This is a genomic window from Marivita sp. NO-S04 (assembly GCF_059070475.1).
This window is the reverse complement of the sequence record NZ_CM180980.1, coordinates 3,207,789-3,231,799: the sequence shown is the minus strand read 5'-3', so window position 1 is coordinate 3,231,799 and position 24,011 is coordinate 3,207,789. Positions and strand designations below refer to the sequence as shown.

At 59.7% G+C, this 24,011-nt stretch carries 24 protein-coding genes; 16 read left to right on the top strand and 8 right to left on the bottom strand.

Annotated elements, in window-relative coordinates:
• Positions 1 to 32: 32 nt before the first annotated feature.
• Positions 33 to 965, top strand: coding sequence for a glutathione synthase (gene gshB, locus ACK3EW_RS16495; protein ID WP_493807028.1), 933 nt, complete (start codon positions 33 to 35; stop codon positions 963 to 965).
• 29 nt (positions 966 to 994) lie between these two features.
• On the opposite strand, the gene ACK3EW_RS16490 is transcribed toward gshB, so the two are convergent.
• Together ACK3EW_RS16490 and ACK3EW_RS16485 are read right to left on the bottom strand one after the other, a co-directional pair.
• Positions 995 to 2,506 carry a YifB family Mg chelatase-like AAA ATPase gene (locus tag ACK3EW_RS16490; RefSeq protein WP_493807027.1) on the bottom strand — a complete coding sequence of 504 codons (1,512 nt, stop codon included), beginning with the start codon at positions 2,504 to 2,506 and terminating at the stop codon, positions 995 to 997.
• Between the two features lie 89 nt (positions 2,507 to 2,595).
• Entirely contained in the window at positions 2,596 to 3,471 is an 876-nt protein-coding gene (locus ACK3EW_RS16485) for a glutathione S-transferase (protein ID WP_493807026.1), read from the bottom strand.
• 207 nt (positions 3,472 to 3,678) lie between these two features.
• Here ACK3EW_RS16485 and ACK3EW_RS16480 point away from each other — a divergent pair, with 207 nt between their 5' ends.
• The 6 genes from ACK3EW_RS16480 (at position 3,679) to ACK3EW_RS16455 (ending at position 10,254) form a co-directional block, all read left to right on the top strand.
• Positions 3,679 to 4,557 carry an RNA polymerase factor sigma-32 gene (locus ACK3EW_RS16480; RefSeq protein WP_085628430.1) on the top strand — a complete coding sequence of 293 codons (879 nt, stop codon included), beginning with the start codon at positions 3,679 to 3,681 and terminating at the stop codon, positions 4,555 to 4,557.
• Positions 4,554 to 5,333: a ChaN family lipoprotein gene (locus ACK3EW_RS16475; RefSeq protein WP_493807025.1), complete on the top strand. Its 780-nt coding sequence runs from the start codon at positions 4,554 to 4,556 to the stop codon at positions 5,331 to 5,333. The genes ACK3EW_RS16480 and ACK3EW_RS16475 overlap by 4 nt, the downstream gene beginning before the upstream one ends.
• 59 nt (positions 5,334 to 5,392) lie before the next feature.
• Positions 5,393 to 6,586 carry a bifunctional phosphopantothenoylcysteine decarboxylase/phosphopantothenate--cysteine ligase CoaBC gene (coaBC, locus tag ACK3EW_RS16470; RefSeq protein WP_439118972.1) on the top strand — a complete coding sequence of 398 codons (1,194 nt, stop codon included), beginning with the start codon at positions 5,393 to 5,395 and terminating at the stop codon, positions 6,584 to 6,586.
• 50 nt (positions 6,587 to 6,636) lie between these two features.
• Complete coding sequence (gene dut, locus ACK3EW_RS16465) at positions 6,637 to 7,095, top strand: dUTP diphosphatase (RefSeq protein WP_493807024.1); 459 nt, start codon at positions 6,637 to 6,639, stop codon at positions 7,093 to 7,095.
• Positions 7,092 to 8,162: a HesA/MoeB/ThiF family protein gene (locus ACK3EW_RS16460; protein ID WP_493807023.1), complete on the top strand. Its 1,071-nt coding sequence runs from the start codon at positions 7,092 to 7,094 to the stop codon at positions 8,160 to 8,162. Before dut ends, ACK3EW_RS16460 begins: the two co-directional genes overlap by 4 nt.
• 79 nt (positions 8,163 to 8,241) lie before the next feature.
• Positions 8,242 to 10,254 (top strand): M3 family metallopeptidase, encoded by a 2,013-nt coding sequence (locus ACK3EW_RS16455; RefSeq protein WP_493807022.1) that lies wholly within the window; start codon positions 8,242 to 8,244, stop codon positions 10,252 to 10,254.
• Positions 10,255 to 10,256: 2 nt separating this feature from the next.
• Here the strand turns inward: ACK3EW_RS16455 and ACK3EW_RS16450 are convergent, their stop codons facing one another.
• Positions 10,257 to 10,961 carry a hypothetical protein gene (locus ACK3EW_RS16450; protein WP_493807021.1) on the bottom strand — a complete coding sequence of 235 codons (705 nt, stop codon included), beginning with the start codon at positions 10,959 to 10,961 and terminating at the stop codon, positions 10,257 to 10,259.
• A gap of 314 nt (positions 10,962 to 11,275) precedes the next feature.
• Entirely contained in the window at positions 11,276 to 11,611 is a 336-nt protein-coding gene (locus ACK3EW_RS16445) for an ArsR/SmtB family transcription factor (RefSeq protein ID WP_439118977.1), read from the bottom strand.
• Between the two features lie 230 nt (positions 11,612 to 11,841).
• Between ACK3EW_RS16445 and ACK3EW_RS16440 the strand changes: the two genes are divergently transcribed.
• From ACK3EW_RS16440 to ACK3EW_RS16420, 5 genes are all read left to right on the top strand, one after another.
• Positions 11,842 to 12,189: an AtpZ/AtpI family protein gene (locus ACK3EW_RS16440; protein ID WP_493807020.1), complete on the top strand. Its 348-nt coding sequence runs from the start codon at positions 11,842 to 11,844 to the stop codon at positions 12,187 to 12,189.
• A complete protein-coding gene (locus ACK3EW_RS16435; protein ID WP_085628423.1) occupies positions 12,173 to 12,922 on the top strand; it encodes a F0F1 ATP synthase subunit A in 750 nt (249 codons plus the stop codon). Before ACK3EW_RS16440 ends, ACK3EW_RS16435 begins: the two co-directional genes overlap by 17 nt.
• A 66-nt stretch (positions 12,923 to 12,988) precedes the next feature.
• On the top strand, positions 12,989 to 13,213 hold the full coding sequence (locus tag ACK3EW_RS16430) for a F0F1 ATP synthase subunit C (RefSeq protein WP_072775827.1): 225 nt from the start codon (positions 12,989 to 12,991) through the stop codon (positions 13,211 to 13,213).
• An 85-nt stretch (positions 13,214 to 13,298) separates the two neighbouring features.
• The gene (locus ACK3EW_RS16425) at positions 13,299 to 13,844 is read left to right on the top strand and encodes a F0F1 ATP synthase subunit B' (RefSeq protein WP_493807019.1); all 546 of its coding nucleotides are present in this window, start codon (positions 13,299 to 13,301) and stop codon (positions 13,842 to 13,844) included.
• Between the two features lie 5 nt (positions 13,845 to 13,849).
• A complete protein-coding gene (locus ACK3EW_RS16420; protein ID WP_493807018.1) occupies positions 13,850 to 14,413 on the top strand; it encodes a F0F1 ATP synthase subunit B in 564 nt (187 codons plus the stop codon).
• Positions 14,414 to 14,520: 107 nt separating this feature from the next.
• Here ACK3EW_RS16420 and ACK3EW_RS16415 read toward each other — a convergent pair whose 3' ends face one another.
• The 3 genes from ACK3EW_RS16415 to ACK3EW_RS16405 all read right to left on the bottom strand — a co-directional run bounded on the left by ACK3EW_RS16415 (position 14,521) and on the right by ACK3EW_RS16405 (position 17,660).
• Positions 14,521 to 15,183, bottom strand: a complete 663-nt coding sequence (locus ACK3EW_RS16415) for a YggS family pyridoxal phosphate-dependent enzyme (protein WP_493807017.1) — start codon at positions 15,181 to 15,183, stop codon at positions 14,521 to 14,523.
• Positions 15,174 to 16,643, bottom strand: a complete 1,470-nt coding sequence (locus ACK3EW_RS16410) for a tetratricopeptide repeat-containing sulfotransferase family protein (RefSeq protein ID WP_493807016.1) — start codon at positions 16,641 to 16,643, stop codon at positions 15,174 to 15,176. Before ACK3EW_RS16410 ends, ACK3EW_RS16415 begins: the two co-directional genes overlap by 10 nt.
• 99 nt (positions 16,644 to 16,742) lie before the next feature.
• Positions 16,743 to 17,660, bottom strand: coding sequence for a porin (locus ACK3EW_RS16405; protein WP_493807015.1), 918 nt, complete (start codon positions 17,658 to 17,660; stop codon positions 16,743 to 16,745).
• Positions 17,661 to 17,935: 275 nt separating this feature from the next.
• Here ACK3EW_RS16405 and ACK3EW_RS16400 point away from each other — a divergent pair, with 275 nt between their 5' ends.
• On the top strand, positions 17,936 to 18,445 hold the full coding sequence (locus ACK3EW_RS16400) for a DUF3576 domain-containing protein (RefSeq protein ID WP_085628414.1): 510 nt from the start codon (positions 17,936 to 17,938) through the stop codon (positions 18,443 to 18,445).
• 47 nt (positions 18,446 to 18,492) lie between these two features.
• Here the strand turns inward: ACK3EW_RS16400 and ACK3EW_RS16395 are convergent, their stop codons facing one another.
• On the bottom strand, positions 18,493 to 19,755 hold the full coding sequence (locus ACK3EW_RS16395; protein WP_493807014.1) for a glycosyltransferase family 4 protein: 1,263 nt from the start codon (positions 19,753 to 19,755) through the stop codon (positions 18,493 to 18,495).
• A 148-nt stretch (positions 19,756 to 19,903) separates the two neighbouring features.
• Here ACK3EW_RS16395 and leuS point away from each other — a divergent pair, with 148 nt between their 5' ends.
• The 3 genes from leuS to holA are packed head-to-tail and all read left to right on the top strand — an operon-like array spanning position 19,904 to position 23,992.
• The gene (gene leuS, locus ACK3EW_RS16390; protein WP_493807013.1) at positions 19,904 to 22,489 is read left to right on the top strand and encodes a leucine--tRNA ligase; all 2,586 of its coding nucleotides are present in this window, start codon (positions 19,904 to 19,906) and stop codon (positions 22,487 to 22,489) included.
• Positions 22,476 to 22,970 (top strand): LPS assembly lipoprotein LptE, encoded by a 495-nt coding sequence (lptE, locus tag ACK3EW_RS16385; protein WP_493807012.1) that lies wholly within the window; start codon positions 22,476 to 22,478, stop codon positions 22,968 to 22,970. The genes leuS and lptE overlap by 14 nt, the downstream gene beginning before the upstream one ends.
• The gene (gene holA / locus ACK3EW_RS16380) at positions 22,967 to 23,992 is read left to right on the top strand and encodes a DNA polymerase III subunit delta (protein WP_493807011.1); all 1,026 of its coding nucleotides are present in this window, start codon (positions 22,967 to 22,969) and stop codon (positions 23,990 to 23,992) included. The genes lptE and holA overlap by 4 nt, the downstream gene beginning before the upstream one ends.
• The last annotated feature ends 19 nt before the right edge of the window (positions 23,993 to 24,011 follow it).

The window sequence follows — 24,011 nt, the reverse complement described above, 5'->3', positions numbered from 1 at the left end:
ATTACACAGGCAGAGTTTGCAAAGGGCACCACATGAAAATCGCGTTTCAGATGGATCCGATCCAGTCGGTCAACATAAATGCCGACAGTTCTTTCAGGCTGGCCGAAGAGGCGCAGGCGCGAGGTCATGAGCTGTTTTTCTACAGCCCGGACAAGCTGGCCTATGACGAGGGGCGCATCTTTGCCGTAGGTCATTGGTTTACGGTGCAACGGGTGCAGGGCGACCATGTTGCGCTTTCGCCGGAAGTGCAGGTTGATCTGGAAGAGGTCGATGTTGTCTGGCTTCGACAGGATCCGCCATTTGATATGAACTATATCACGTCGACCCATTTGCTGGACCGTCTCAAGGGCAAGACGCTGGTGGTGAACGATCCGTTTTGGGTGCGGAACTATCCGGAAAAGCTGCTGGTGCTGGATTTCCCGGACCTGACGCCGCCGACGATGATCGCGCGGGATTTGGAGACGATCAAGTCGTTCAAGGCGCGCCATCAGGATGTGATCCTGAAGCCGCTTTATGGCAATGGCGGCGCGGGGGTGTTTCGATTGGATGCGAATGATCGCAACCTGTCCTCGCTGCACGAGCTGTTCACCGGGTTTTCGAGAGAGCCGCTGATCATGCAGAAGTTCTTGCCGGACGTGTCAGCGGGCGACAAACGGGTGATCCTTGTCGATGGTGAGGCGGTTGGGGCGATCAACCGAGTGCCAGCAGAGGGGGAGACGCGGTCGAACATGCACGTCGGCGGGCGACCCGAGAAGATCGGGCTGACGGAGCGCGATCTGGAGATTTGCGCGCGGATTGGGCCGTTGTTGAAGGAAAAAGGTCAGGTGTTTGTCGGAATCGACGTGATTGGGAATTACTTGACCGAGATCAACGTGACATCGCCCACGGGGATTCAGGAACTTGAGCGCTTTGACGGGATCAACGTCGCAGAGAAGATCTGGCAGGCAATAGAAGCCAAGCTTTAAGGGGTTTTTGCCGGGCCTTGCTGCCTGCCTCATGTGGCGTTTTGGGGCAGGCGGTAGCTGAGGGCTTCGGCGATGTGGTCACGGGTGATGCTGTTAGTGGCGTCGAGATCGGCGATGCTGCGCGCGACGCGGAGGACCCGGTGATAGCCGCGGGCAGAAAGGCCGAAGCGGTCGGCAGCGCTGGTCAGAAGCGTGCGTGCGGGTGAGTCGAGAGCGGTGGTCTGGTCGAGCAGATCGCCCTCAAGATCAGCGTTCTGGTGCATATCGGGGTGGTCCTGAAAGCGGGCCGCCTGAACCGCACGGGCGGCGGCGACGCGAGCGGCAAGATCGGTGCTGCTGGCACCGGAACTGGGCAGATCGAGGTCGCGGAATGCCACGGGCGGCACGTCGACACGCAGGTCGAAGCGGTCCATCAACGGCCCAGAGATACGGCCCATATAGTCCTCGCCACAGTTCGGCGCACGGGAACAGGCGCGGGCCGGGTCGCTGAGATAGCCGCATTTGCAGGGGTTGGCAGCGGCGACCAGCATGAACCGGCAAGGGTATTTGATGTGGGCGTTGGCACGGGCGACCATCACCTCGCCGGTCTCGATCGGTTGGCGCAGGGTTTCGAGCACTGCGCGCGGGAATTCCGGGAATTCATCCATGAAGAGCACACCATTGTGGGCAAGGCTGATTTCACCCGGTTTGGCGGTGCGGCCGCCGCCGACGATGGCTGCCATGGAGGCGGTGTGGTGTGGTTCGCGGAAGGGGCGGTGACGCGAGATACCGCCGGCTTCGATCAGGCCGGAGAGCGAATGCACCATGGAGGTTTCCAGCGCCTTGGCAGGGGTGAGCGGCGGCAGGATGCCCGGCAGGCGTGCTGCCAGCATGGATTTGCCAGAGCCCGGCGTGCCGACCATCAAAACATGATGCCGCCCGGCTGCCGCGATTTCGAGCGCCCGTTTGGCGCGTTCTTGCCCTTTGACATCGCGCATGTCGCGGCTGTCAGGGGCCTGGCTGACTTCGCCGGGATCACAGGGGCTGAGTGGCGTGCGGCCGGTCATGTGCTGGATCACGTCCATCAGACCTTTGGCCCCGATCACCTGACAGCCGCCAACCCAAGCCGCCTCTGCGCCGGAGGCTGCGGGGCAGATCAGGGCGCGGTTTTCCTCGGCCGCAGCCATCGCGGCGGGCAGCGCACCGATTACCGGGATGAGCGCGCCATCGAGTGACAGTTCCCCAAGGGCGACAGTGTCGGCGACGGCGTCTTTGGGCAGGATCTCCAGTTCGACCAACAGGGCCAGCGCGATGGGCAGATCGAAATGCGAACCTTCCTTAGGCAGGTCGGCAGGTGATAGGTTCACCGTGATACGTTTCGACGGCAGCGCAATGTGCAGGGTTGAGAGCGCGCCGCGCACCCGATCGCGGGATTCGGACACGGCCTTGTCCGGAAGGCCCACGACGGCGAAGGCCGGCATTCCGGGGGTGATGGCGCATTGCACCTCGACCATGCGGGCGTCCACGCCTTCGAAGGCGACAGTATAGGCATGCGCAACCATGAGATCCGGTCCTCGTCTGCTGCGAGGGTGAGACCATCTTGGTTGCGAAATGGTTAATGTGGATTGCGAAATCTTCTGGGCGCAGCCACTTAGCTGGATGTGGTGAGCGCCATTAAGGCTGGCCAAGCTTCGGGATCAAGCGCGGTTTCATCGCGGCAAATCCTATTTTCAAAACCGTAGATGTGCCCGTCCATTTCGAGAAAATATGACGGCGTGCCACCTGTGAAAGGGCAATGCGCGTTGACTGCCGGCCCCGCATCAACCGGTGTTGCGGTTAGTGGTGCCGGGCCGGGCCATGCTTTGGTCTCGAACGGTTTTGCGTACCACGGCAGGGTGTCCCCGTTGGTCAGGCCCATCGTGCGCCATTGCCGGAACCATGGATCGGCCAGATGTGTGTCGACATAGCGCTGTGCAGTGTCTGAGAGCGCCACATCATACCCGGCGAACCGGGCGGCCACCGGGGCGAACGCGATATCCGCGATGGAATACTGTCCCAGCAACCATGGCCCCTGATCGGCATAGCGGTTTCGGGCAAGGGACCAAATGGTTTCGATTCGCGCGATGTCGATGTGCGTGGCGTCTGAGAGTGTCACATCACGGTAGGCCGTGCGCAGGTTCATCGGGCATTCGCCGCGCAGCGCCGTGAACCCCGAATGCATTTCTGCGGCAAGCGAACGGCCCAAGCCACGTGCTCCGGGGTCATTGGGCCAAAGCCCGGCATCGGGATGTCGGCTGTGAAGCTCTTCTGCCATCGCCAGCGAATCCCAGACGATGGTGCCGTCGGGCGCGCGCATCGCAGGCACGGTGCGGGCAGGCGCAATGCTGTCGAGTTGTTCGGCCACACCTGTCTTGTTGAAGTCGACCAGATGGACTTTGGGCGCGATGCCGAGTTGGCGGAACAACAACCAGCCGCGCAGCGACCAACTGGAATAAGCGTAATCGCCGATGAAAAGCTCGTAAACCATGCTGGGGTGTCTCCGATTGCCCATCTTTCGCGCAAGTCTATCGCGGCAAGTTGGGCTTTCCCAATTTCGAATTGTGCGCGAGGCCATCACCGGAACGAATAGAACGCATGGGCGTTGGCCCAATGTTGAAACTTTTTTTCATGAATCTTTGATCCACGGGCAGGGGACCGTCGTAATCAGTATAAGAGACAAAATCAGGGGGCACCAATGGCACTGGACTCGTTTAACGACCAAACCCTGTCTCGTCGCGCAATGAAAGCAGAACTGCTGGACGCGGAGACGGAACTCAAACTGGCCTATGCGTGGCGCGATCAGCGCGACGAGGTCGCGCTTCATCGTCTGATCACCGCGTATATGCGTCTCGCCATTTCAATGGCGTCGAAGTTCAAGCGGTACGGTGCGCCGATGAACGACCTTATTCAGGAAGCGGGTCTGGGCCTGATGAAGGCTGCCGACAAGTTTGATCCTGACCGTGGCGTGCGGTTCTCGACCTACGCCGTTTGGTGGATCAAGGCGTCCATTCAGGATTACGTGATGCGCAACTGGTCCATCGTGCGGACCGGGTCCACATCTTCGCAGAAATCGCTGTTCTTCAACATGCGGCGGGTTCAGGCGCGGTTGGAGCGGGAAGCGGCTGCCGAGGGTAAGGTTCTCGAAGGGCACGAGATGCGCCGGATGATTTCGGAAGAAATCGGTGTGCCCTTGCATGACGTTGAGATGATGGAAGGCCGGTTGTCCGGGTCTGATTATTCGCTGAACGCGACGCAATCGACCGAGGATGAGGGGCGTGAGTGGATTGATGCGCTTGAAGACGAGAGCGCGCAGGCGGATGAGCGGGTCGAGGAAGACTTGGACCTTGCGCAGCTGCGTCAGTGGCTGATGATGGCGATGAACCAGCTCAATGAGCGGGAACGGTTTATCGTGCGCGAACGCAAGCTTCGGGAAGATGCACGCACGCTGGAGAGCCTTGGCAACGAGCTCGGCCTGTCCAAGGAGCGGGTGCGCCAGTTGGAAGCGGCGGCGTTTGCGAAAATTCGCAAATCGCTTGAAGCGCAGAGCCCTGAGGTGCAACACTTCCTCTCATGAGGTATGCACTTGGTTTCCTGATTTTCGCCCCCACGGCTCTGGTCGCTGGGGGCGTTTTTGATGGGGCCGATGTGGTGTTCCTTGGAGAGTTGCATGACAACCCGGCCCATCATCTGCGGCAAGCAGAGCTTGTGGTTGAATTGCAACCGACTGCGTTGGTGTTCGAGATGTTGACGCAGGCGCAGGTAGATGTGGTCACAGCGGATCTGGTGGCAGACGAAGCGGCGCTGGAGGCCGCCTTGGGCTGGAATGCCAGCGGCTGGCCGGCTTTTTCGATGTACTATCCGATCTTTGTGGCGGCTCCTGAGGCTGCTTATTTTGGCGCTGCTGTGCCAAGGGACGTGGCGCGGGCGGCGATGGCCGAAGGTGTGCACACTGGATTTCGCGGTGATGCAGAGCTCTATGGGCTGACCACGCCTTTGCCGGCGGACCAGCAGTCAGAACGCGAGGCGTTGCAGCTGGCGGCGCATTGCGATGCGATGCCGGAAGAGATGCTGCCGGTGATGGTGGACATTCAGCGCTTGCGGGATGCGGAACTGGCCTATTCTGCGGTACAGGCGTTTCAGGCGCAGGGCGGGCCGGTGGTGGTGATCACCGGGAACGGTCATGCGCGGATGGATTGGGGTGCGCCGGTCTACCTGATGGCGGCGGCGCCTGCGTTGCGTGTGATGTCCCTGGGTCAGGGTGAAGATGATGGTGCGCCGTCAGGGTTATTTGATCTGGTCGAGAGCGCACCACCTGCGGATCGTGGAGACCCCTGCGCCGCGTTCCGCTGATTGAGTTTTGCCCGGCAGCCCCGTAACAAAGGCACATAACCTTGTCAGGACTGTGCCTTATGTTGAGCGGCAAACGTATCCTTCTGATCATTGGCGGCGGGATCGCGGCGTATAAGTGCCTCGATCTGATCCGCCGTCTGCGCGAACGCGGTGCGATGGTGACGCCAGTCATGACGCGCGCGGCAGTAGAATTTGTCACGCCTTTGTCGGTGTCGGCGTTGGCGGGGGAAAAGGTCTATACCGATCTGTTCGATCTGACTGACGAGGCCGAGATGGGCCATATCCAGCTGTCCCGCGTGGCGGATATGGTGCTGGTGGCCCCGGCGACGGCGGACTTGATGGCCAAGATGGCGCAGGGGATGGCGGGGGATTTGGCGACGACGCTGCTTCTTGCGACGGACACGCCGGTGATGATCGCGCCTGCTATGAATGTTCGGATGTGGGAGCATCCGTCGACCCAGCGCAATCTGGCAGTGCTGCGCGGCGATGGCGTGTCCGTGGTCGGACCGAATGACGGTGACATGGCCTGTGGCGAGTTTGGTCCGGGCCGGATGGCGGAGCCGCTGGAAATTGTCGACGCGCTTTTGCGCGCGCTGGCGGACGGGCCATTGCGGGGAAAACGGATTGTTGTGACATCCGGGCCGACGCATGAGCCGATTGACCCCGTGCGCTATATCGCGAACCGGTCTTCGGGCGCGCAGGGTGCTGCAATTGCGGTGGCGCTGCGGACGTTGGGGGCCGAGGTGGTGTTTGTCACCGGCCCCGCGGATGTGTCGCCGCCTGACGGCGTCGAGGTGGTCCCCGTGGAAACAGCCCGCGAAATGCGGGCTGCGGTGCTGGCGGCTTTGCCTGCGGATGCAGCGGTGTTTGCGGCTGCTGTGGCAGACTGGCGTGTGGTTGGGGCTTCGGACAGCAAGATCAAGAAGGTGGCAGGTGCGCTGCCGGTGCTGGAATTCGAGGAGAACCCCGACATTCTGGCTGAGGTGTCGAAACTGACCGAGGATCGTCCGAGTTTGGTGGTGGGCTTTGCTGCTGAGACCAACGATGTGATTGAAAACGCCACTGCCAAGCGGGTGCGCAAGGGCTGTGACTGGATCGTCGCCAATGATGTGTCACCCGCGACGGGGATCATGGGCGGTACCGAGAATGCGGTGACGTTGATCTCAGACGCCGGGGCCGAGACTTGGCCGCGCATGGGTAAGGATGCGGTGGCGCGTCAATTGGCAGCACGGATTGCCGACGCGCTGGTCTGATGGCGCCGTTGGGCCATTTTGCATATTTGGAAAAAGAAGAAGGGCAAAGCGTGGTCACGATCAGTCTGACATGGGACGAGGGAGCGGACAGGTCATTGGGGCTGCCGGTCTATGCCAGTGCTGGAGCGGCAGGAGCGGATCTGCGGGCGAATTTCCCGGATCGTGGAGCGGTGGTTTTGGAACCGGGTGCGCGGGCGCTGGTGCCGACAGGTCTGCGCATGGCGATTCCAGAAGGGTTTGAGGTGCAAATCCGGCCGCGTTCGGGGCTTGCCTTGAAGCACGGGATCACGCTTCCCAATGCGCCGGGGACGATTGACAGCGATTATCGCGGGTCTTTGGGAGTGATCTTGATGAACGCTGGAGATCAGCGCTTTGAGATTTCGCACGGCGACCGGATTGCGCAGATGGTGGTGGCGCCTGTTATGCGTGCTGATTTTGTCGAGGTGCAGGCGTTGGATGACACAACGCGGGGCGCAGGTGGCTTTGGATCGACCGGGGTTTCGGGATGATTGTCGTTTTCTCAATGGCTGCCGCGCTTTGGGGGCTTGGCGCGCTGATGAAGATGCCAAAGACAGCACGGCTTTACATGATCGGGCTGCTCTATGTGGGCGTTCTGTTCATTCAGATCGCGTTGCCAATGGGTCATCCGCTGCGCATGGCGACCGGAGAGAGTGCGGCGCTTTGGATCTTGCTGGGCGTTTTTGCGGCGATTGCCGTGCTCTATGGGAAGGTCGTCAAAACGTTGAAAGACCGCGCGCTGGTCAAGGAACAAGGCGAAGCCTCGCCGGTGCAGCGGTCTGCCAGTTTCTCGGCTTCGGAACTGGAGCGCTATGCGCGGCATATCGTGCTGCGCGAGATCGGCGGGCCGGGGCAAAAGGCGCTGCGGGATGCCAAGGTGTTGGTGATCGGCGCGGGTGGTTTGGGCGCGCCTGCGTTGCAATATCTTTCTGCGGCGGGCGTGAGCACCATCGGAGTGATCGACGACGATGTGGTCGAGAACGCCAATTTGCAACGGCAGGTGATTCACCGCGATGCGGATATCGGCATGCCCAAGGTGTTTTCCGCCCAAGCGGCAATGGTGGCGCAGAACCCCTATGTCGAGGTGCGCCCGTATCACCGACGGCTGACCGAGGATATGGCGGAAAAGCTGGTGTCGGACTATGATCTGGTGCTGGATGGGACGGACAATTTCGAGACGCGCTATCTGGCAAACCGCGTTGCTGCTGCCATGGGCAAGCCTTTGATTTCAGGCGCCCTGTCGCAATGGGAAGGGCAGATTTCGGTCTTTGATCCGGCGTCGGGTACGCCCTGTTACCAGTGTATTTTCCCCGAAGCCCCGGCAGATGGTTTGGCGCCGTCCTGTGCTGAGGCTGGTGTTATCGGACCGTTGCCGGGGGTGATCGGGTCGATGATGGCGGTTGAGGCGATCAAGCTGATCACCGGGGCAGGACAGGCGCTTAAGGGCGAGATGCTGATCTACGACGCGCTTTGGGGCGAGACGCGGAAAATCGGGATCAAGCCGCGCGGGGATTGCCCGGTTTGCAGCCAAGGTGCAAAGGCAGCTGCAGCACGCTGAACGCGGCCTTCGGTTTTGTTGGGCCATTGTTGTTCGGTGCGCCGCGCCCTAGGTTTTGGTCAAACCATAGGAGCGTTCGATGACAAATCCGTTGCTTGAAACCTGGGACACCGAGTTCGGCCTGCCACCCTTTGATCTGATTGAGGACGCGCATTTCGCCCCTGCAATCGAGGCCGCGATGGCGGAAGGGTTGGCAGAGGTCGAGGCAGTGGCGACCAACGCAGAGCCGCCGACATTCGAGAACAGCGTTGAAGGCTTGATGCAGACGGGTTCTGCCTTGGACCGGGTTTTGGGCGTGTTCTACAACCTTGCCGGGGCCGACAGCACCGACATGCGTGAAGAGATCATGCGGGAGTTTTCGCCCAAGCTTGCGGCGCATTCAGCGGCGATTTACGGCAATCAGGCGCTGTTTGCGCGGATCGAACAGGTGTGGCTGGCGCGGGATGCGCTGGATCTGACGCCAGAGCAATCGCGGGTGCTGATGCTGACCCATCGCGGATTTGTGCGGGCGGGTGCTGCGCTGACCGGGGATGAGGCGGCGCGGATGAAAGAGATCAAAGGCCGGCTCGCCACTTTGGGCACGCAGTTTGGTCAGAACCTTTTGGCGGATGAGCGCGACTGGCAGCGGGCCTTGTCGGAGGACGAGCTTGAGGGGTTGCCGGGGTTCGTGGTGAACGCGGTGCGCGCTGCGGGCAAGGAGCGGGGCGCGGATGGTCCTGTATTGACCCTGTCTCGGTCGGTGATTGTGCCGTTTTTGCAGTTCTGTCCGAACCGTTCGTTGCGCGAGGAGGCGTGGCGCGCCTGGGTGGCGCGTGGCGAAAATGGGGGCAAGACGGACAATCGCGGTGTGGCAGCAGAGATTTTGCAGTTGCGTCAGGAGCGTGCATTACTTTTGGGCTATGATGATTTCGCGTCCTATAAGCTTGAGACCGAGATGGCGAAGACGCCCGAGGCCGTTCGCAGTTTGTTAATGGATGTATGGGAACCTGCGAAGGCGCGGGCCTTGTCGGATGCCGCGCTGCTGGAAGACAGGATGGTGGCTGATGGTGTGAACGGACCGTTGCAAGCGTGGGATTGGCGCTATTACTCAGAGGCACGACGGCGCGAGGAGTTTGCGCTGAACGAGGCGGAGTTGAAGCCGTACTTCCAGTTGGAGAAGATGATCGAGGCGGCGTTTGCTTGTGCAACCCGGTTGTTCGGCTTGGAGTTTCGACCTTTGGATGTTGCGCTTTATCACCCCGATGCGCGGGCGTGGGAAGTGACGCGGGACGGGCGGCATATAGCGGTATTCATCGGGGATTATTTTGCGCGGGCGTCGAAACGGTCGGGTGCGTGGTGCTCGGCGATGCGGTCGCAGCGCAAGTTCCCGGATGTGCAAGCGCCCATCGTGGTGAATATCTGCAACTTCGCCAAGGGCGATCCGGCGCTCTTGTCCTATGACGATGCGCGGACGTTGTTTCACGAGTTTGGCCATGCGCTGCACCAGATGTTGTCGGATGTGACCTATGACATGATCTCGGGCACGTCGGTGGCGCGGGACTTTGTGGAATTGCCAAGCCAGCTTTATGAGCATTGGCTGGAAGTGCCGGAGGTGTTGCAGGAATTTGCGGTACACGCCGAGACCGGAGAGGCGATGCCGCAAGAGATGCTGCACAAGGTGCTGGCGGCAGCGACCTATGACATGGGGTTCCAGACGGTGGAATATGTGGCCTCGGCGCTGGTGGATCTGGCGTTCCACGAGGGCACGCCACCCGCTGATCCGATGGCCGAGCAGGCCAAGGTGTTGGCCGGATTGGGAATGCCGGAGGCGATTGTGATGCGCCATGCGACGCCGCATTTTGCGCATGTATTTACCGGCGACGGGTATTCTTCGGGGTATTACAGCTACATGTGGTCCGAGGTGATGGATGCGGATGCATTCGAGGCGTTCGAGGAGGCGGGCGGGGCGTTTGACCCAGCGATGGCGGGAAAGCTTGAGGAGTTCATCCTGTCAGCCGGTGGGTCCGAGGAGGCGGATGTGCTTTACACCAAGTTCCGGGGGCGGATGCCGGGGGTTGAAGCGTTGCTGAAGGGGCGTGGTCTGGCGGCCTAGGCTTATCGCAACAACCGACCGCTGGCTTGTGGGCCGAATTGGGCGATCAAGAGGTCGGCCATTTCCGGCTTTTCACGAACGAGGTCGGCCATTTCGCGGGCGATTGAGCGGCGCGTGGTGCCGCGTGCGGTTTTGTATTGCAGGGCAAGAGCGTCGAGCAGTTTCTCCTGAATGCCCTCCGATGTTGCGCCGGATGCAAGGTAATGGGCAACAATGGCTTCTACTGCTGGTTTGCCCTGCAGTTCGACCAGCGCGGTGACATATGCGCCGAGATAGGCTTTGTCTTGCAAGACGGCTTGGTGAAGCGCTTGGGCCAGCACAGGCCCAAAGCTGCGATCCTTCGACAGGCCTGCAAGAAGGATGCGGATCGGGCGTTGGTCCAGCTCTCCGGCTTCGATGTTTTCAAGCAGGCCGCGGATCGGGGGCACGGGCACGTTCTTAAGTGTTGCGTAGGGCAGGCGGTCGAGTTCCTGCAGGGCGAGCCGCTGAATGGACGGGTTGGAGTCGTTGACAAGCGCTGCGAACAATTTGATGCGCCCGGCGTCTTGGCCCAATTGCCAAGCGGATTGATTCTGCACCACCGTTCTGATGATATTGCGGAACCCTGTATCAAGCAGGGTTACCTCCATCCACGGGCCATAAGCGCCGTCGCGGACGAGGAGGGCCGTTGCTGATTTGTCGCCTTCCAATTGAGTGCGGTAATGCATGCTGACTGGGAAGGGGATTTCACCCAGATCGGGTCCGAGCGGGGCGTCGACAATCTGGTACGTTCCACGCGACGTTGGCGGGCGACCACAGCTTGTTCTGTGGCCAGCAGAAGGTCGACCAGAGTGGGGTTGGGTGTGTAGCCGTGAAACGCACAGGCCCGGGCGCTTGGCGTCGGGCCGAGGCTCAGACAGACAGCAAGCGCCCAGCCAAGATATTTTGTTGTGGACCAAGGTTTCGACATGCGCCGCCTGTGATGCGATGTTCGGTTTGAAGACCAGTCTATTTCAGTCGTCCCAGTCCCGAAAGCCTGGCGTTACTCTTGTGGGGCACTGAGGTTTTCTTTTACTAGAAACGCTTCAAATGCATCAAGGTTGATGGCCTCGAACTGACCAAAGGCCTGCATCCAGACACTGGCATCCTTGAGCGCGTCCGGTTCCAGTTTGCACCATTTCACGCGGCCGCGCTTTTCTTGGCTGATGAGACCGGCCTCGGCCAGTACCATAAGGTGTTTGGAAATCGCAGCGAGTGACATCTCGAACGGGTCGGCCACATCAGTTACGGCCATGTCATCCTCGAGCAGCATCGTCAGAATTTGACGGCGGGTCGGATCGGCCAGAGCGGCGAAGACAGTGTCGAGAGTTGGAGCCATGGAGCGCAGTAGACGACTGTTCCGGGAAAACTCAACCGGAAAGTTGAATATGCGGATTGGGGCGAAACGGGGGTGTTTGCTCCTGTGACCGTTTGCATGGCTCATAGTGCGTGTTTAGAAAGCATATTAAAAACAATGTGTTGATCACGTTCGGGGTGTGCCAACCAGCGCCTTGACTCAGGCCATGCTGCACCGTAGCACAGGATAAAGTTCCTACCGAGGTGGAGCGCGTGTCTGAGAGTGATCCAAAGCAGAAGCTGAAAGAGCTGGAAGCGCGGATTGCGGCGGCCAAAGGGGCTAAAGAAGACAAGCCACATCAGGAGGAACATTACAGCCAGGCGCAGCAAGGATGGCGCATGGTGATCGAGATGGTATCCGGTCTTGGGATCGGATTTGGCATCGGATACGGGCTTGATGCGGTTTTCGGAACGCAGCCCTTCTTGATGGTGCTGTTTACATTGCTGGGATTTGCGGCCGGGGTGAACGTGATGATGCGCACCGCCAAGGAATTCCAGACCAAGCAACTGGCCAATCAGGCCGGAGAGAACGAGAGGGATCGACATGGCGACGGAAGCTGAGGGCGGCGGACTTGTATTCCACCCGATGGACCAGTTCATCGTCAAACCGCTGTTTGGTGACGGCGCGGTGGGCATGTTCACCTTTACCAACGTAGCGTTGTGGCTGTTGCTGGCAGTGGCCTGCGTTGTTGCGCTGATGGTGCTGGGCACATCCAAGCGCGCGACAATCCCAACGCGCACGCAATCGGTGGCCGAGCTTGCATACGGCTTCATTTACAAGATGGTCGAGGACGTGACCGGTAAGGATGCGGTCAAGTACTTCCCGTACATCTTCACGCTGTTCATGTTCATCGTGTTCTCGAACTTCCTTGCGCTGATCCCAATGTCTTTTTCGCCGACCTCGCATATCGCAGTGACGGCAATTCTGGGCTTCGGCGTCTTCTTTGCTGTGACCATCCTTGGCTTCGTCAAGAATGGCGCGGGTTTCCTTGGTCTCTTCTGGGTGTCGTCTGCACCTCTGGCGCTGCGTCCTGTTCTCGCGATTATCGAGATTATCTCGTACTTCGTGCGCCCGGTTAGCCATTCGATCCGTCTTGCCGGTAACATCATGGCAGGCCACGCGGTTCTAAAGGTGTTCGCGGGTTTCGCGGCCATCACCGCGGTCGCGCCGCTTGCGATTTTCGGGATCATCGGCATCTACGCACTCGAAGTTCTGGTGTCTTTCATTCAGGCCTACGTTTTCACGATCCTGACCTGCGTGTACCTCAAGGACGCGCTGCACCCGTCACACTAACAAAAGGTGCGTGACATCACGCACCCTACGCACCAACGCTAACTTCCAATCGTAAGGAGAATTCACATGGAAGGCGATCTCGCACACATCGGCGCAGGCCTGGCAGCAATCGGTTCCGGCGCAGCCGCAATCGGGGTGGGCAACGTGGCCGGCAACTACCTCGCAGGTGCCCTGCGTAACCCGTCCGCTGCTGCATCGCAGACAGCAACGCTCTTCATCGGTATCGCGTTCGCAGAAGCTCTGGGGATCTTCGCGTTCCTCGTGTCGCTGCTGCTGATGTTCGCCGTCTAAGCTTCGGACTTTTATCCTTACGCGCGGGCGGTGCCGTAATCACGCGGCCCGCCCGATGTAACGACAAGTTCCGACGGAGGACGACATGGCAACCGAAACCACTGGTACAGCCAGCGCATGTGTAGGACCGGATGGCAGCGCCATCGGTATGCCGCAGCTTTGCGCCGACTGGATGCCGAACCAGATTTTCTGGCTTTTGATCGCGCTGGTCGCGATTTACTTTGTCCTGTCCCGCATCGCATTGCCGCGGATTGCGACGGTTCTTGCGGAACGACAAGGCACGATCACAAACGACCTCGCGGCTGCTGAAGATCTCAAGCAGAAAGCCGTTGAGGCCGAAGACGCCTACAATAAAGCTTTGGCTGATGCGCGTACCGAAGCGCAAAAGATCATCGCTCAGAACAAGGCCGAAATGCAGGCTGAGCTGGACAAGGCGATTGCCAAGGCGGACGCTGAAATTGCAGCCAAAGCCGCGGAATCCGAGAAAGCGATTTCGGACATCCGGGCAACGGCCGTAGAAAGCGTCGAAGCCGTGGCCAAAGACACCGCAGGGGCCATTGTGGCCGCTTTGGGTGGTCAGGCCGACGACAGCACGGTTGCTGCTGCCGTAGACGCACAGATGAAGGGGTGAGCGACATGAACCGTATCATGACTATTGCCGCCGCTACACTGGTCGCAAGCCCTGCGCTTGCTGCCGGAGACAAGCCGTTCCTCTCGCTGGCGAACACCGATTTCGTGGTGACCATTGGTTTCCTCGTTTTCATCGGCGTTCTGCTGTACTTCAAGGTCCCATCGTTGCTGATGGGTATGTTGGACAAGCGCGCCGAGGGCATCCGCAGCGAACTCGACGAAGCGAAGGCTTTGCGTGAAGAAGCGCAGGCTTTGCTGGCATCTTACGAGCGTCGTCAGCGCGAAGTTCAGGAGCAGGCTGACCGGATTATTGCACATGCGAAGGACGAGGCCGTTTTGGCCGGTGAGCAAGCGCGCGCAGATTTGGAAAAGTCAATTGCCCGCCGTTTGGTGGCTGCCGAGGACCAGATCGCGTCGGCTCAGGCCAGCGCCGTCAAAGAAGTGCGGGACCGCGCAATTGCTGTGGCGATCAAGGCTGCCCGCGATGTGGTTGCCAAGCAGATGACGGCCAAAGACGCAGCCAAGAGCATCGACAATGCGATTGCCGAAGTTGGACAGAAACTGCACTGATCTGTTTCAGATGCACGAATGCAAAGAGCCCCGGTTATCCGGGGCTTTTTTGTTTTTGGGGTTCGTGGACGCGTTGACGCATCTTGATTTTCCGCTGGAGGAAAACCTTACGCGCCTGCGGGGGGAACCCGTTCTCCAAACAAGGCAGACCCCACACGGATATGGGTCGCTCCAAACGCGATGGCCTGTTCGAAATCGTCGCTCATGCCCATGGACAATTGGCTCAGTCCGTTACGGTCGGCCAGTTTGCGCAGAAGGGCGAAATGTAGCGACGGTGTTTCGTCGACTGGCGGTATACACATCAGGCCCAGCACCGGCAGGTCGAGATCACGGCATTCTTTGATGAAAGCGTCGGTGTCTGCAGGGGCGATCCCGGCTTTCTGCGGCTCTTCTCCGGTGTTTACCTGAATGAACAGCGGCGGGCATTGACCCAACTCCTGTGCCAGACGCGCGAAGGTTGTGGCCAGTTTCGGACGGTCGAGCGTATGGATCGCATCGAAGAGTTCGAACGCCTGTCGGGCCTTATTGCTTTGAAGTGGGCCGATCAAATGCAGGTCGATCCCATCATAGGTTTCGCGGAAATCCGGCCATTTTCCAGCCGCCTCCTGCACGCGGTTTTCACCAAAGCTGCGATGGCCTTCCCTGAGAACGGATTCGACCCGTTCGTTCGGTTGCACCTTGGACACAGCAATCAGGGTGATATCGGCAGGATCGCGGTCGGCGTCTTTGGCGGCTTTGGCGATGCGCGCAGTGATGTCGGTCAATCCCATGGTGTGTCTCCCCAAGCGTCGATAAAGGGTTGCAGCTCGGTCTCATAGCGGCGCCATGCGGCGGCAGAGCTTTGGTAAATTGGTTGGCGGACCTGATGCAGACTGAGCGTTTTGACGGTGCCGCCTTTTTGGTGGAAGTTAAGGCACTGGTCCTCCCAGTCGAGGCCCGCAGATGCGATCAGGCGCTTTGACTGTGTTTCGGGATCTGCCACGAGATCTTCGTAGCGCACTTCGGCAAACCGGTCGGGCAGGGTGTCGCGCCAGTGCGAGATGATCTGGCGGAAGGATTTGATCACTTCGGCGATCGAGGCAAGATCATTGGCATAGCGATGGGTGCCCGCGTTGAAGTGGTTCTTGTAGATTGAAAGCGCGATATCGCGCGGGTCACGGTGGACTACGATGAAACGGGCATTGGGGAGTGCTGCGTGGAGAAGTCCATAGATCAGGAAGACCATGATCGACTTATCGGTGAGGTACGGTTTTGCGGGATCCGCGAAGGAGTGCAGCGCACTGTCAAGGCGTTGGGTGAAGGTGTGAAAGCTGTCGGCCGGTTCTTCCGTCAAGCGGCGCATTTCGGCCCCTTGGCCGAAGACGCTGTAGGCGGTTCGCAAGGCGGTGGCCATTTCACCGCCGGTGTGCACCTTGCTGTGGCTGCCAATGATTTGCTCGACAAGCGTTGTGCCAGACCGTGGTAGGCCAGTGACAAAGATCAGCGCGGGGTCGGTGCCTTTGGCGGCGGGCACGATATTCAGATTGCGCTGCGCAGCCAGTACGCCTTCGCGCTCGGTGGCGCGGGACGCAGGATCGTCCGGGAAAAGCTCGGCCTGGGTTTTGTTGGCAAGATGGAGGTGAGGAAACACCTTGGCCGTATTCTTTGTGTCTTCCATCGCTTTCGCCAATGCGAAATTGATATGCATGCGCCCCAGTGCCGACAGACGTGGGTGACTGGCCAACCGCCGCATTGCGCCAATCATTGGGTCGTTGGGTGCAATTCGAATGGTTGTGGCGAGCATGCGGTACAGCTCTGCGTCATGCGGATGCTTTTTTTGCAGTTTACGGAGGAGCTTTTCCGATTCTTCAAACCGGCCGGCGGTTTGAAGATAAAGCGCCTTTTCCGCTTGTGGTTTGATTGCCTTGGGGTCCAGTGCGATCAGCTGGTCGTAGAGGTCGAGAACTGTCTCGTGATGTCCTGCCGCCGAATGCGCAGCGATGGCCTCAGTTAGAATTGCGGGCTCCGTCGCGCGAAGTGAGACAGCGCGATCAATGCTGGATAGGCGTTTGTCCTGATCACCTAATCGAGCCGCAAGGCGGGCGCGCTGGAAGTGAATTTCGGGCAGGCTAGGCGCCGTGAGGGCCAACCCATCGAGAAGGCTTGCCGCCTGAACCACATCACCCTGACGGGCCAGTGTCAGCGCCTTGTCATAGGTCGATTTGATTGTTTGGAGCGGATTGGTCTGCATCGGAGCCTTTGCCTTTTGCTCTTAGCTACTTGGACCCTGCAAAAAAGAAAAGAGCGGGCAAAGCCCGCTCTTTCCTTAACCAAATCTGGTTATGAGCTATTAGAAGCTCATCGACAGACCGAGCGAATAACGGTCGGAGTCGGTCGCACCGAAATCGCTTGCGCCGTAGCCGAGGTGTGCAGCAAGACCGCCACCCAGGTCGTAGGTTGCAGCGATACCGTAACCGTCACATGTGCCACAGCCCAGTGTCCAGTCTTCGTATTCACCGTAGTTCACACCGATGGACAGTGCGTTCATGGAGTAGCCAAGGCCGATACCCATGAAAGTACCATCGTCAGACTGACCTTCGATGTCTGCCTGAGCGTAGTTGATCGCTGCAGAGAAGCCACCAGCAAACGCTGCATCAACGCTTACGCCAACGAGGTCAGCAACGTCTTCCTGAGTCTGGTAACCAAGGCCGACACCGATTGCTGTGCCACCGAAATCGGTTGCGTAACGCAGGCCAAGACCCCAAACCGGGTCAGCAACGCCTGTGTCGTCAATTTCTGCCGACAGACCGGCTGTGAAGCCTGCTGCGGAGTAGGAAACGCGAGCGATCTGACCGTCGAAAGTACCGTCGAGGCCGGAGTTGCCGTTGAAGCCAGCATGTTCGGTTTCGTCATCCGCGATGGATGCTCCCGCCAGGTTCAATTCTTTGAGAGCGGCGTCATACGCACCATCGGTGTCGCCCATGTCAAGACGCAGAGCGCCGTAAGACAGGAAGTATGTTTCGCCACCCTGGGTGGTGTTGTTGAATGCACCGTTTTCGTCGAGGTCAACGGTTGCACCGAAGGCCAGACCACCGTCGGATTCGCCGGTCATGGCGAAAGTGACGTCGATGTCGGTGTGCCACTGGTCGGTTGCGTATACGTCGCCGCCGATAATACCGATTTCAGCGTAACCGGTGATTTTGACATCAGCCGCGGCGAAGCCAGCGGTTGCAACCAGCGCGGTGGAAGCAAGAAGAAGAGTTTTCATTTTTTCCCTCATGTGTTCGTAAGGCACGTACCAAACCGGATGGTCCGGATTAGCTGGAAACTCTATGCTCTTTGGATGGGCGTGTTTGCAAGACAAGCGGCCCAAAGCCTGCCAACTTCGCCACCTGTGATGCTCATTTGCCACAAGCTTTGTGAGTGGAGTTTCCTGTTGAAAGAACACGGCATTCGGGCCGTGCTCTCAAGTTCGGCTTGTCGTGGTTGGGATCGGCTTGTATGCAAAGCACAAGGCAAACAGGCGAACGAGGGCAGTCTCAGATGGACCTTACACGTTTCAGGACCGGTTTTGGCGTTGCTCTTATAGCAGTGTTTGTTTCGGGTTGTGGTTTCTTTGGAGGATCGTCCGACCGTGAACCGGTCGAGACACGTCCTGCCAATGACATCCTGGATGAGGTGCTTGAAGAGCGTCGTCCAAACAGAGCGCAGTCGTCGCTGTTCGATTTCTTCCGCAACCGCGATGATGCCGGGCAGGTTGGTGCGGTCAATAAATACATCTGGAATGCAGCGATCGAGACCCTCGATTTTCTGCCAGTCGAGTCGGTTGATCCGTTTACCGGCGTGATCACAACGGGCTACGGGACACCTCCCGGCGGCGGGCGTTCCTACAGGGCGACCATCCTTGTGAATGATCCGGCGCTGGACGCACGGTCTTTGAACGTCGCCTTGATGACGCGCAACGGTCCGGCAAGTGCAGCAACGGTAAGGGCTGTTGAGGACGCGATCCTCACGCGGGCCCGCCAGTTGCGTCAGCAGGACAGCCGGTTCTGAACAGAAACGGGCCTACACACTCTGCGAAAGCAAACTGACTAGTGGGTTCAGTCCCGTGGTTTGCGCACTGGATAGGCCGCAGCAAGATCGTCCACCCACTTCAACTGTCTAGGTAGGCAGGTCCGTTTGAGGTCATACCGTTCGCGCGCGAATCGCCGGGCATTGGCACCAAGAAATTCGCGCCGTTCCGGGGCATCGAGCAGGGTACAGGTTTCTTGAATCAGTTTTTCCTGATCGAAGAAATCAACCAACACACCTGTTTGACCGCCAATGATCGCTTCTCGGACCGGTGCAGTGTCCGACGCGATGATGGCACATTTCGCGCTCATCGCTTCGATCAGGGACCATGAGAGGACAAAAGGATATGTCAGATAGACATGTACCGTGCTGACCTGGATCATCGACAGGAATGTGTCATACGGCACTCGTCCCATGAAATGCACGCGGGCCCAATCGGCATCCGGGATCTGACCGCGCACTTCGTCGATGAAGATTTGCTTCCAGGTTTTGCCCTTGGGCGGGCGGGCACCATAGCTGGTCTCGTCGCCGCCTAGCAGCACGATGTCCGCGTTCGGACGGCGGCGTAGCAATTCGGGCAGCGCGCGCATGAAGCGGTGATAGCCGCGGTACGGTTCGAGATTGCGGTTGATAAAGGTGATCACCTCGTCCCGCTTGGTGACGGTCTTGCCATTGGGCAGCGCAAGCGACGCGTTGGGATTCGCGACGATCGCATCTGTGTCGACGCCGTCATGGCAGATTGTGATGCGGGACTGATAGCTGTCGGGGAAGGTGCCCGCCTGGAACTGTGTCGGGCTGATACCTGCATCCATGACCTCTTCGTGCAGGCGGTTGTTGATGTTCTTGAGTCGCAAGCGCAGTGGGTCGCGTTCGGGCGAAGCGCTGGGAAATTCCGGATCGAAGCCGGTTTCGGCCTTGCCAGAGCGGTGGTACAGCTCGCAATAAAGGCCTAGCCGGGCGTCGGGCCAGACATCCTTGAGAAACAGGCTTTCGCCCCAACCGTGATGAGCCAGGATCACATCGGGGTCAAAGCCCCGCTTTTTCAGTGCAAGCGCTGCATCGTAGCAGCTTGTCCCACGCAGGATCTTGGTTTCGAAATCAGCCAACCAAGGATGGATGCCCTGAGTCGTTGATCCCTTGACCGCATAAGGCAGGACGGTGATGCCCTTCCATTTTGTGGCTTCCTTGACCTTGGGAGTCAGGACGACAATCTGATCGCCGCGTTCTGCCAGTGCAGGGCCAAGATGCTTGAACTGCGCGGGAAAGTTCTGGTGGATCAGGAGTATTTTCATCTGCTAGGTCGTCTTGCCTTTGGTTTTACAGGGTATGACTGCAAAAATCCGGCATCACAATGGCGCAGATGGGGGCGGGACTGGACGATCCTGTGGCATCAGCCTATCACCCTGCCAACAGAAGATGCACACCCGAAGGACCTATTCCATGTCGCGTTACGACCCCTCTGTCATCGAACCCAAGTGGCAGGCCGTCTGGGAAGAGAGTGAAACGTTCCGCGCTGTGCGGTCGGACGATAAGCCGAAATATTATGTGCTTGAGATGTTTCCTTACCCGTCGGGCCGTATCCATATCGGACATGTGCGTAACTACACGATGGGTGACGTGATCGCGCGTTACAAGCTCTCTACCGGGCATAACGTGCTGCATCCCATGGGGTTCGATGCTTTTGGAATGCCAGCCGAAAACGCCGCGATGGCGTCGGGCGGGCACCCCAAGGACTGGACCTATTCCAACATCGACACGATGGTCAGCCAGATGAAACCGCTGGGGTTCGGGCTTGACTGGTCGCGCATGTTCGCGACCTGCGATCCTGAATATTACGGCCAGCAGCAAGCGCTGTTCCTCGACATGCTGGAGGCGGGACTTGTCTACCGCAAGAACGCGGTGGTGAACTGGGATCCGGTCGACATGACCGTGCTTGCCAATGAGCAGGTGATCGACGGCAAGGGTTGGCGATCCGGTGCCGAGGTGGAACGGCGCGAGCTGACGCAGTGGTTCTTCAAGATCTCCGATATGTCTGAGGAATTGCTCGACGCGCTGGACACGCTGGACGATTGGCCCGCCAAGGTAAAGCTGATGCAGGCCAACTGGATCGGCAAATCGCGCGGGTTGCAGTTTGCGTTCTCGACCATTGACGCGCCGGATGGGTTCGACCGGATCGAGGTGTATACCACCCGCCCGGACACGCTGATGGGGGCGTCGTTTGTCGGTATTTCGCCGGACCATCCGCTGGCCAAGCATCTGGAAAAGGACAACGCCGAACTGGCCGCGTTCAATGCGGAATGCCGCAAAGGTGGAACCACCGAAGAGGCATTGGAGAAGGCCGAGAAGAAAGGCTTTGATACTGGGCTGCGTGTGCGTCATCCCTTTGATACCGCGTGGGAATTGCCAGTTTATGTGGCGAACTTCATCCTGATGGATTACGGCACCGGTGCTATCTTTGGATGCCCGGCGCATGACCAGCGCGACCTTGATTTTGCACGGAAATATGAGCTGCCGGTGCAGAGCGCCTTCGTGCCTGCGATGGGCGAAGACGCGTTCATCCTGCCCGAAGACGGTGGCCCGGCCTATGTGCCTCCTAAACCAGAAACCGTGCGCTATGTCCGTGGGTTTGCTGGTGAAAAAGCGCAGACTGGGAATGAGGCCATCGACGCCGCCATCGACTTTTGCGAAAAGAACGGCGTCGGCCATGGCGTGACCAAGTTCCGCCTGCGTGACTGGGGCCTCAGCCGTCAGCGGTATTGGGGCTGTCCAATTCCGGTGGTGCATTGCGATGCCTGCGGCGTGGTTCCCGAAAAGAAAGAGAACCTGCCGATTGCGCTGCCTTATGATGAGGACGGCAAGGCCATCGACTTCTCGATCCCCGGCAACCCGCTGGATCGTCACCCGTCGTGGCGCAATTGCCCGTGCCCGTCCTGTGGTCAGCCCGCCAAGCGCGAGACCGACACGATGGACACCTTTGTCGATTCGTCTTGGTACTTTGCCCGCTTCACCGCGCCGCGCGCGGACACGCCGACGGATATGGCGGACGCGGATTACTGGATGAATGTCGACCAGTATATCGGCGGCATCGAGCATGCGATCCTGCACCTGCTCTATTCGCGTTTCTTTGCACGCGCGATGCACATCACCGGGCATCTGCGGGAACGCTGCAAGGAGCCGTTCAACGCGCTTTTCACGCAGGGTATGGTCACGCATGCGATCTATCAGACGAAGGGTGCGGATGGCCGTCCGGTCTATCACTATCCTGAAGATGTAGAGCTGCGCGATGGCAAGGGATTCCTGAAAGACGGGACCGAGGTGCAGATCATCCCCTCGGCCAAGATGTCGAAGTCCAAGAACAACGTGGTCGATCCTGTTGCGATCATCCAGCAATACGGCGCTGACACCGCGCGGTGGTTCGTACTGTCCGACTCGCCTCCCGAACGGGACGTGGAATGGACAGCCTCCGGTGCCGAAGCAGCAGCACGCCACTTGGGCCGGGTCTACCGCATCGCGGCCGAGGTGGCCGAGGCGAACGAGGCGGCCAATGCCGAGGATGATGCGCTCCTGCGTGAGATGCACAAGGCGATCCATGATGTGACAGTGGGTGTCGAAAGCTTTGGCTTCAACGCGTCGATTGCGCGGCTCTATGCGTTCACTAACGCTCTGTCGAAATCCAAGGCGGGATCCGACGCCAAGCGGCAGGCGGCCAAAACTTTGGCCCAGCTCATGTCCCCCATGACCCCGCATTTGTCGGAAGAGGTCTGGGCGCTGCTGGGCGGTGAAGGCCTAGTTGCGAATGCGCCTTGGCCGGTCGCCGATGAGGCGATGCTGGTCGAAGATAGCGTGACCCTGCCCATTCAGGTGAACGGCAAGCGCCGGGACGAGATTACCGTGCCCAAGGACATGGACAAGGCCGAGGTTGAAAAGCTGGCGCTGGCGACCGATGGTGTGAAACGTGCGCTGGATGGCGCAAGCCCCAAGAAGGTGATCGTTGTGCCGGGTCGGATCGTGAATGTGGTTGCATAGACGCCAGACGCTTTTCGCGCTGTCCGCGCTAGTCGCGGGTGCGGCCTGCGGGTTCACGCCCGCCTACGGGCCGGAAGGTGGCGCGTCGGTGTTGCAGGACAACCTGCGCGTTGCGGCCCCGGAACGGCGCGACGGGTTCCTGATTGCGCAGCGGCTTGAGGACAGGTTCGGGCGCAATGACGGTGGGCGCTACGTGCTGACCGTCACGCCAACGATTCAAAGGCAAGGGTTGGCGACTTCGGTCGAAGGGACGACAAATCGGTTCCAACTGACGGGCCGCGCGGATTTTGCGCTGAAGGACAAAGAGACCGACGCGGTGGTCCGGCAAGGGCGCGTGACCGACTTCTCTGGCTTCTCCGCCACAGGTTCGACCGTCGCGACCTTGGCCGCCGAACGAGATGCGGCGGCGCGATTGATGGTGATTCTCGCGGATCAGATCGTTGACCGACTGGTGATCTCGGCTGGCGGTCTGCCTGCATGAAGCTGCCCCCGCGCGAAGCGTCGGGCTATTTCGCCCGCCCTGATCCCGCAAAACTGGGCATCCTGATCTATGGCGAAGACGCGATGCGGGTGGCTTTGAAGCGGCAGGAACTGATTGCAGCGCTGATCGGCCCAGAGGGCGAAGGCGAGATGCGTTTGACTCGCATTCAGGCCGCCGAGTTGCGCAAGGAGCCGGCGCTTCTGGGCGATGCGATCAAGGCGGTCGGGTTTTTTCCGGGCCCTCGGGTGGCGTTTGTCGAGGACGCGAATGACACGGTGATCAAGCCGATCACGGCGGCGGTTGAGGATTGGCAGCCGGGCGATGCGCAGATCGTCGTGACCGCCGGGCAGTTGCAGGCCAAATCGGCTTTGCGCAAGCTGTTCGAGGGGCATTCGAATGCGTATGCGGCTGCGTTGTATAATGACCCGCCGTCACGTGCCGAGATTGAAGCTGAACTGACCCGCGCTGGTCTGGCCCGTCCTGACGGGGCTGCGATGGAGATGTTGACGGCGTTGTCGAAGGAGCTTGATCCGGGCGATTTCCGCCAGACGCTCGAGAAAATCGCGCTTTACAAGTTGGGGGATGCAGCACCGCTAACTCCGGAGGAAGTGACGCTCTGTGCGCCAGGATCAACCGAAGCTGACTTGGATGATGTCCTCAACATCGTGGCCGAGGGGCGCACCGGAGAGATCGGCCCGGTGATGTCGCGGCTGGAGGCGCAGGGCACGGCGGCGGTGACGCTGCTGATCATGGCGACCCGGCATTTCCGCGCTTTGCACACAGCCGCGTCCGATCCGGGCGGGGTCGGGCAGGGCATGGGGCGGTTGCGACCGCCGGTCTTTGGGCCCCGCCGGGACCGCATGTCGCGGCAGGCCTCAGGCTGGGGCATGTACCGTCTAGAACAGGCGTTGCAGATGCTGCTTGAGACCGACCTGTCGTTGCGGTCGGCAGGGCAACACGGGCCTGCACTTGCGATTGTGGAACGGGCGTTCATCCGGTTGGCGATGCTGGGGCGCAGGTAGGATTGGCCGGGCAGGTGCC

Coding starts and splice junctions, on each gene's coding strand:
- ACK3EW_RS16395 (WP_493807014.1), bottom strand. CDS start 19,755: ATGAAAATACTCCTGATCCACCAGAACTTTCCCGCGCAGTTCAAGCAT.
- ACK3EW_RS16455 (WP_493807022.1), top strand. CDS start 8,242: ATGACAAATCCGTTGCTTGAAACCTGGGACACCGAGTTCGGCCTGCCA.
- ACK3EW_RS16450 (WP_493807021.1), bottom strand. CDS start 10,961: ATGCATTACCGCACTCAATTGGAAGGCGACAAATCAGCAACGGCCCTC.
- ACK3EW_RS16490 (WP_493807027.1), bottom strand. CDS start 2,506: ATGGTTGCGCATGCCTATACTGTCGCCTTCGAAGGCGTGGACGCCCGC.
- ACK3EW_RS16480 (WP_085628430.1), top strand. CDS start 3,679: ATGGCACTGGACTCGTTTAACGACCAAACCCTGTCTCGTCGCGCAATG.
- ACK3EW_RS16445 (WP_439118977.1), bottom strand. CDS start 11,611: ATGGCTCCAACTCTCGACACTGTCTTCGCCGCTCTGGCCGATCCGACC.
- lptE (WP_493807012.1), top strand. CDS start 22,476: ATGTGGTTGCATAGACGCCAGACGCTTTTCGCGCTGTCCGCGCTAGTC.
- ACK3EW_RS16400 (WP_085628414.1), top strand. CDS start 17,936: ATGGACCTTACACGTTTCAGGACCGGTTTTGGCGTTGCTCTTATAGCA.
- ACK3EW_RS16435 (WP_085628423.1), top strand. CDS start 12,173: ATGGCGACGGAAGCTGAGGGCGGCGGACTTGTATTCCACCCGATGGAC.
- gshB (WP_493807028.1), top strand. CDS start 33: ATGAAAATCGCGTTTCAGATGGATCCGATCCAGTCGGTCAACATAAAT.
- leuS (WP_493807013.1), top strand. CDS start 19,904: ATGTCGCGTTACGACCCCTCTGTCATCGAACCCAAGTGGCAGGCCGTC.
- ACK3EW_RS16485 (WP_493807026.1), bottom strand. CDS start 3,471: ATGGTTTACGAGCTTTTCATCGGCGATTACGCTTATTCCAGTTGGTCG.
- ACK3EW_RS16420 (WP_493807018.1), top strand. CDS start 13,850: ATGAACCGTATCATGACTATTGCCGCCGCTACACTGGTCGCAAGCCCT.
- ACK3EW_RS16415 (WP_493807017.1), bottom strand. CDS start 15,183: ATGGGATTGACCGACATCACTGCGCGCATCGCCAAAGCCGCCAAAGAC.
- ACK3EW_RS16475 (WP_493807025.1), top strand. CDS start 4,554: ATGAGGTATGCACTTGGTTTCCTGATTTTCGCCCCCACGGCTCTGGTC.
- ACK3EW_RS16430 (WP_072775827.1), top strand. CDS start 12,989: ATGGAAGGCGATCTCGCACACATCGGCGCAGGCCTGGCAGCAATCGGT.
- ACK3EW_RS16425 (WP_493807019.1), top strand. CDS start 13,299: ATGGCAACCGAAACCACTGGTACAGCCAGCGCATGTGTAGGACCGGAT.
- ACK3EW_RS16410 (WP_493807016.1), bottom strand. CDS start 16,643: ATGCAGACCAATCCGCTCCAAACAATCAAATCGACCTATGACAAGGCG.
- coaBC (WP_439118972.1), top strand. CDS start 5,393: ATGTTGAGCGGCAAACGTATCCTTCTGATCATTGGCGGCGGGATCGCG.
- ACK3EW_RS16460 (WP_493807023.1), top strand. CDS start 7,092: ATGATTGTCGTTTTCTCAATGGCTGCCGCGCTTTGGGGGCTTGGCGCG.
- ACK3EW_RS16405 (WP_493807015.1), bottom strand. CDS start 17,660: ATGAAAACTCTTCTTCTTGCTTCCACCGCGCTGGTTGCAACCGCTGGC.
- holA (WP_493807011.1), top strand. CDS start 22,967: ATGAAGCTGCCCCCGCGCGAAGCGTCGGGCTATTTCGCCCGCCCTGAT.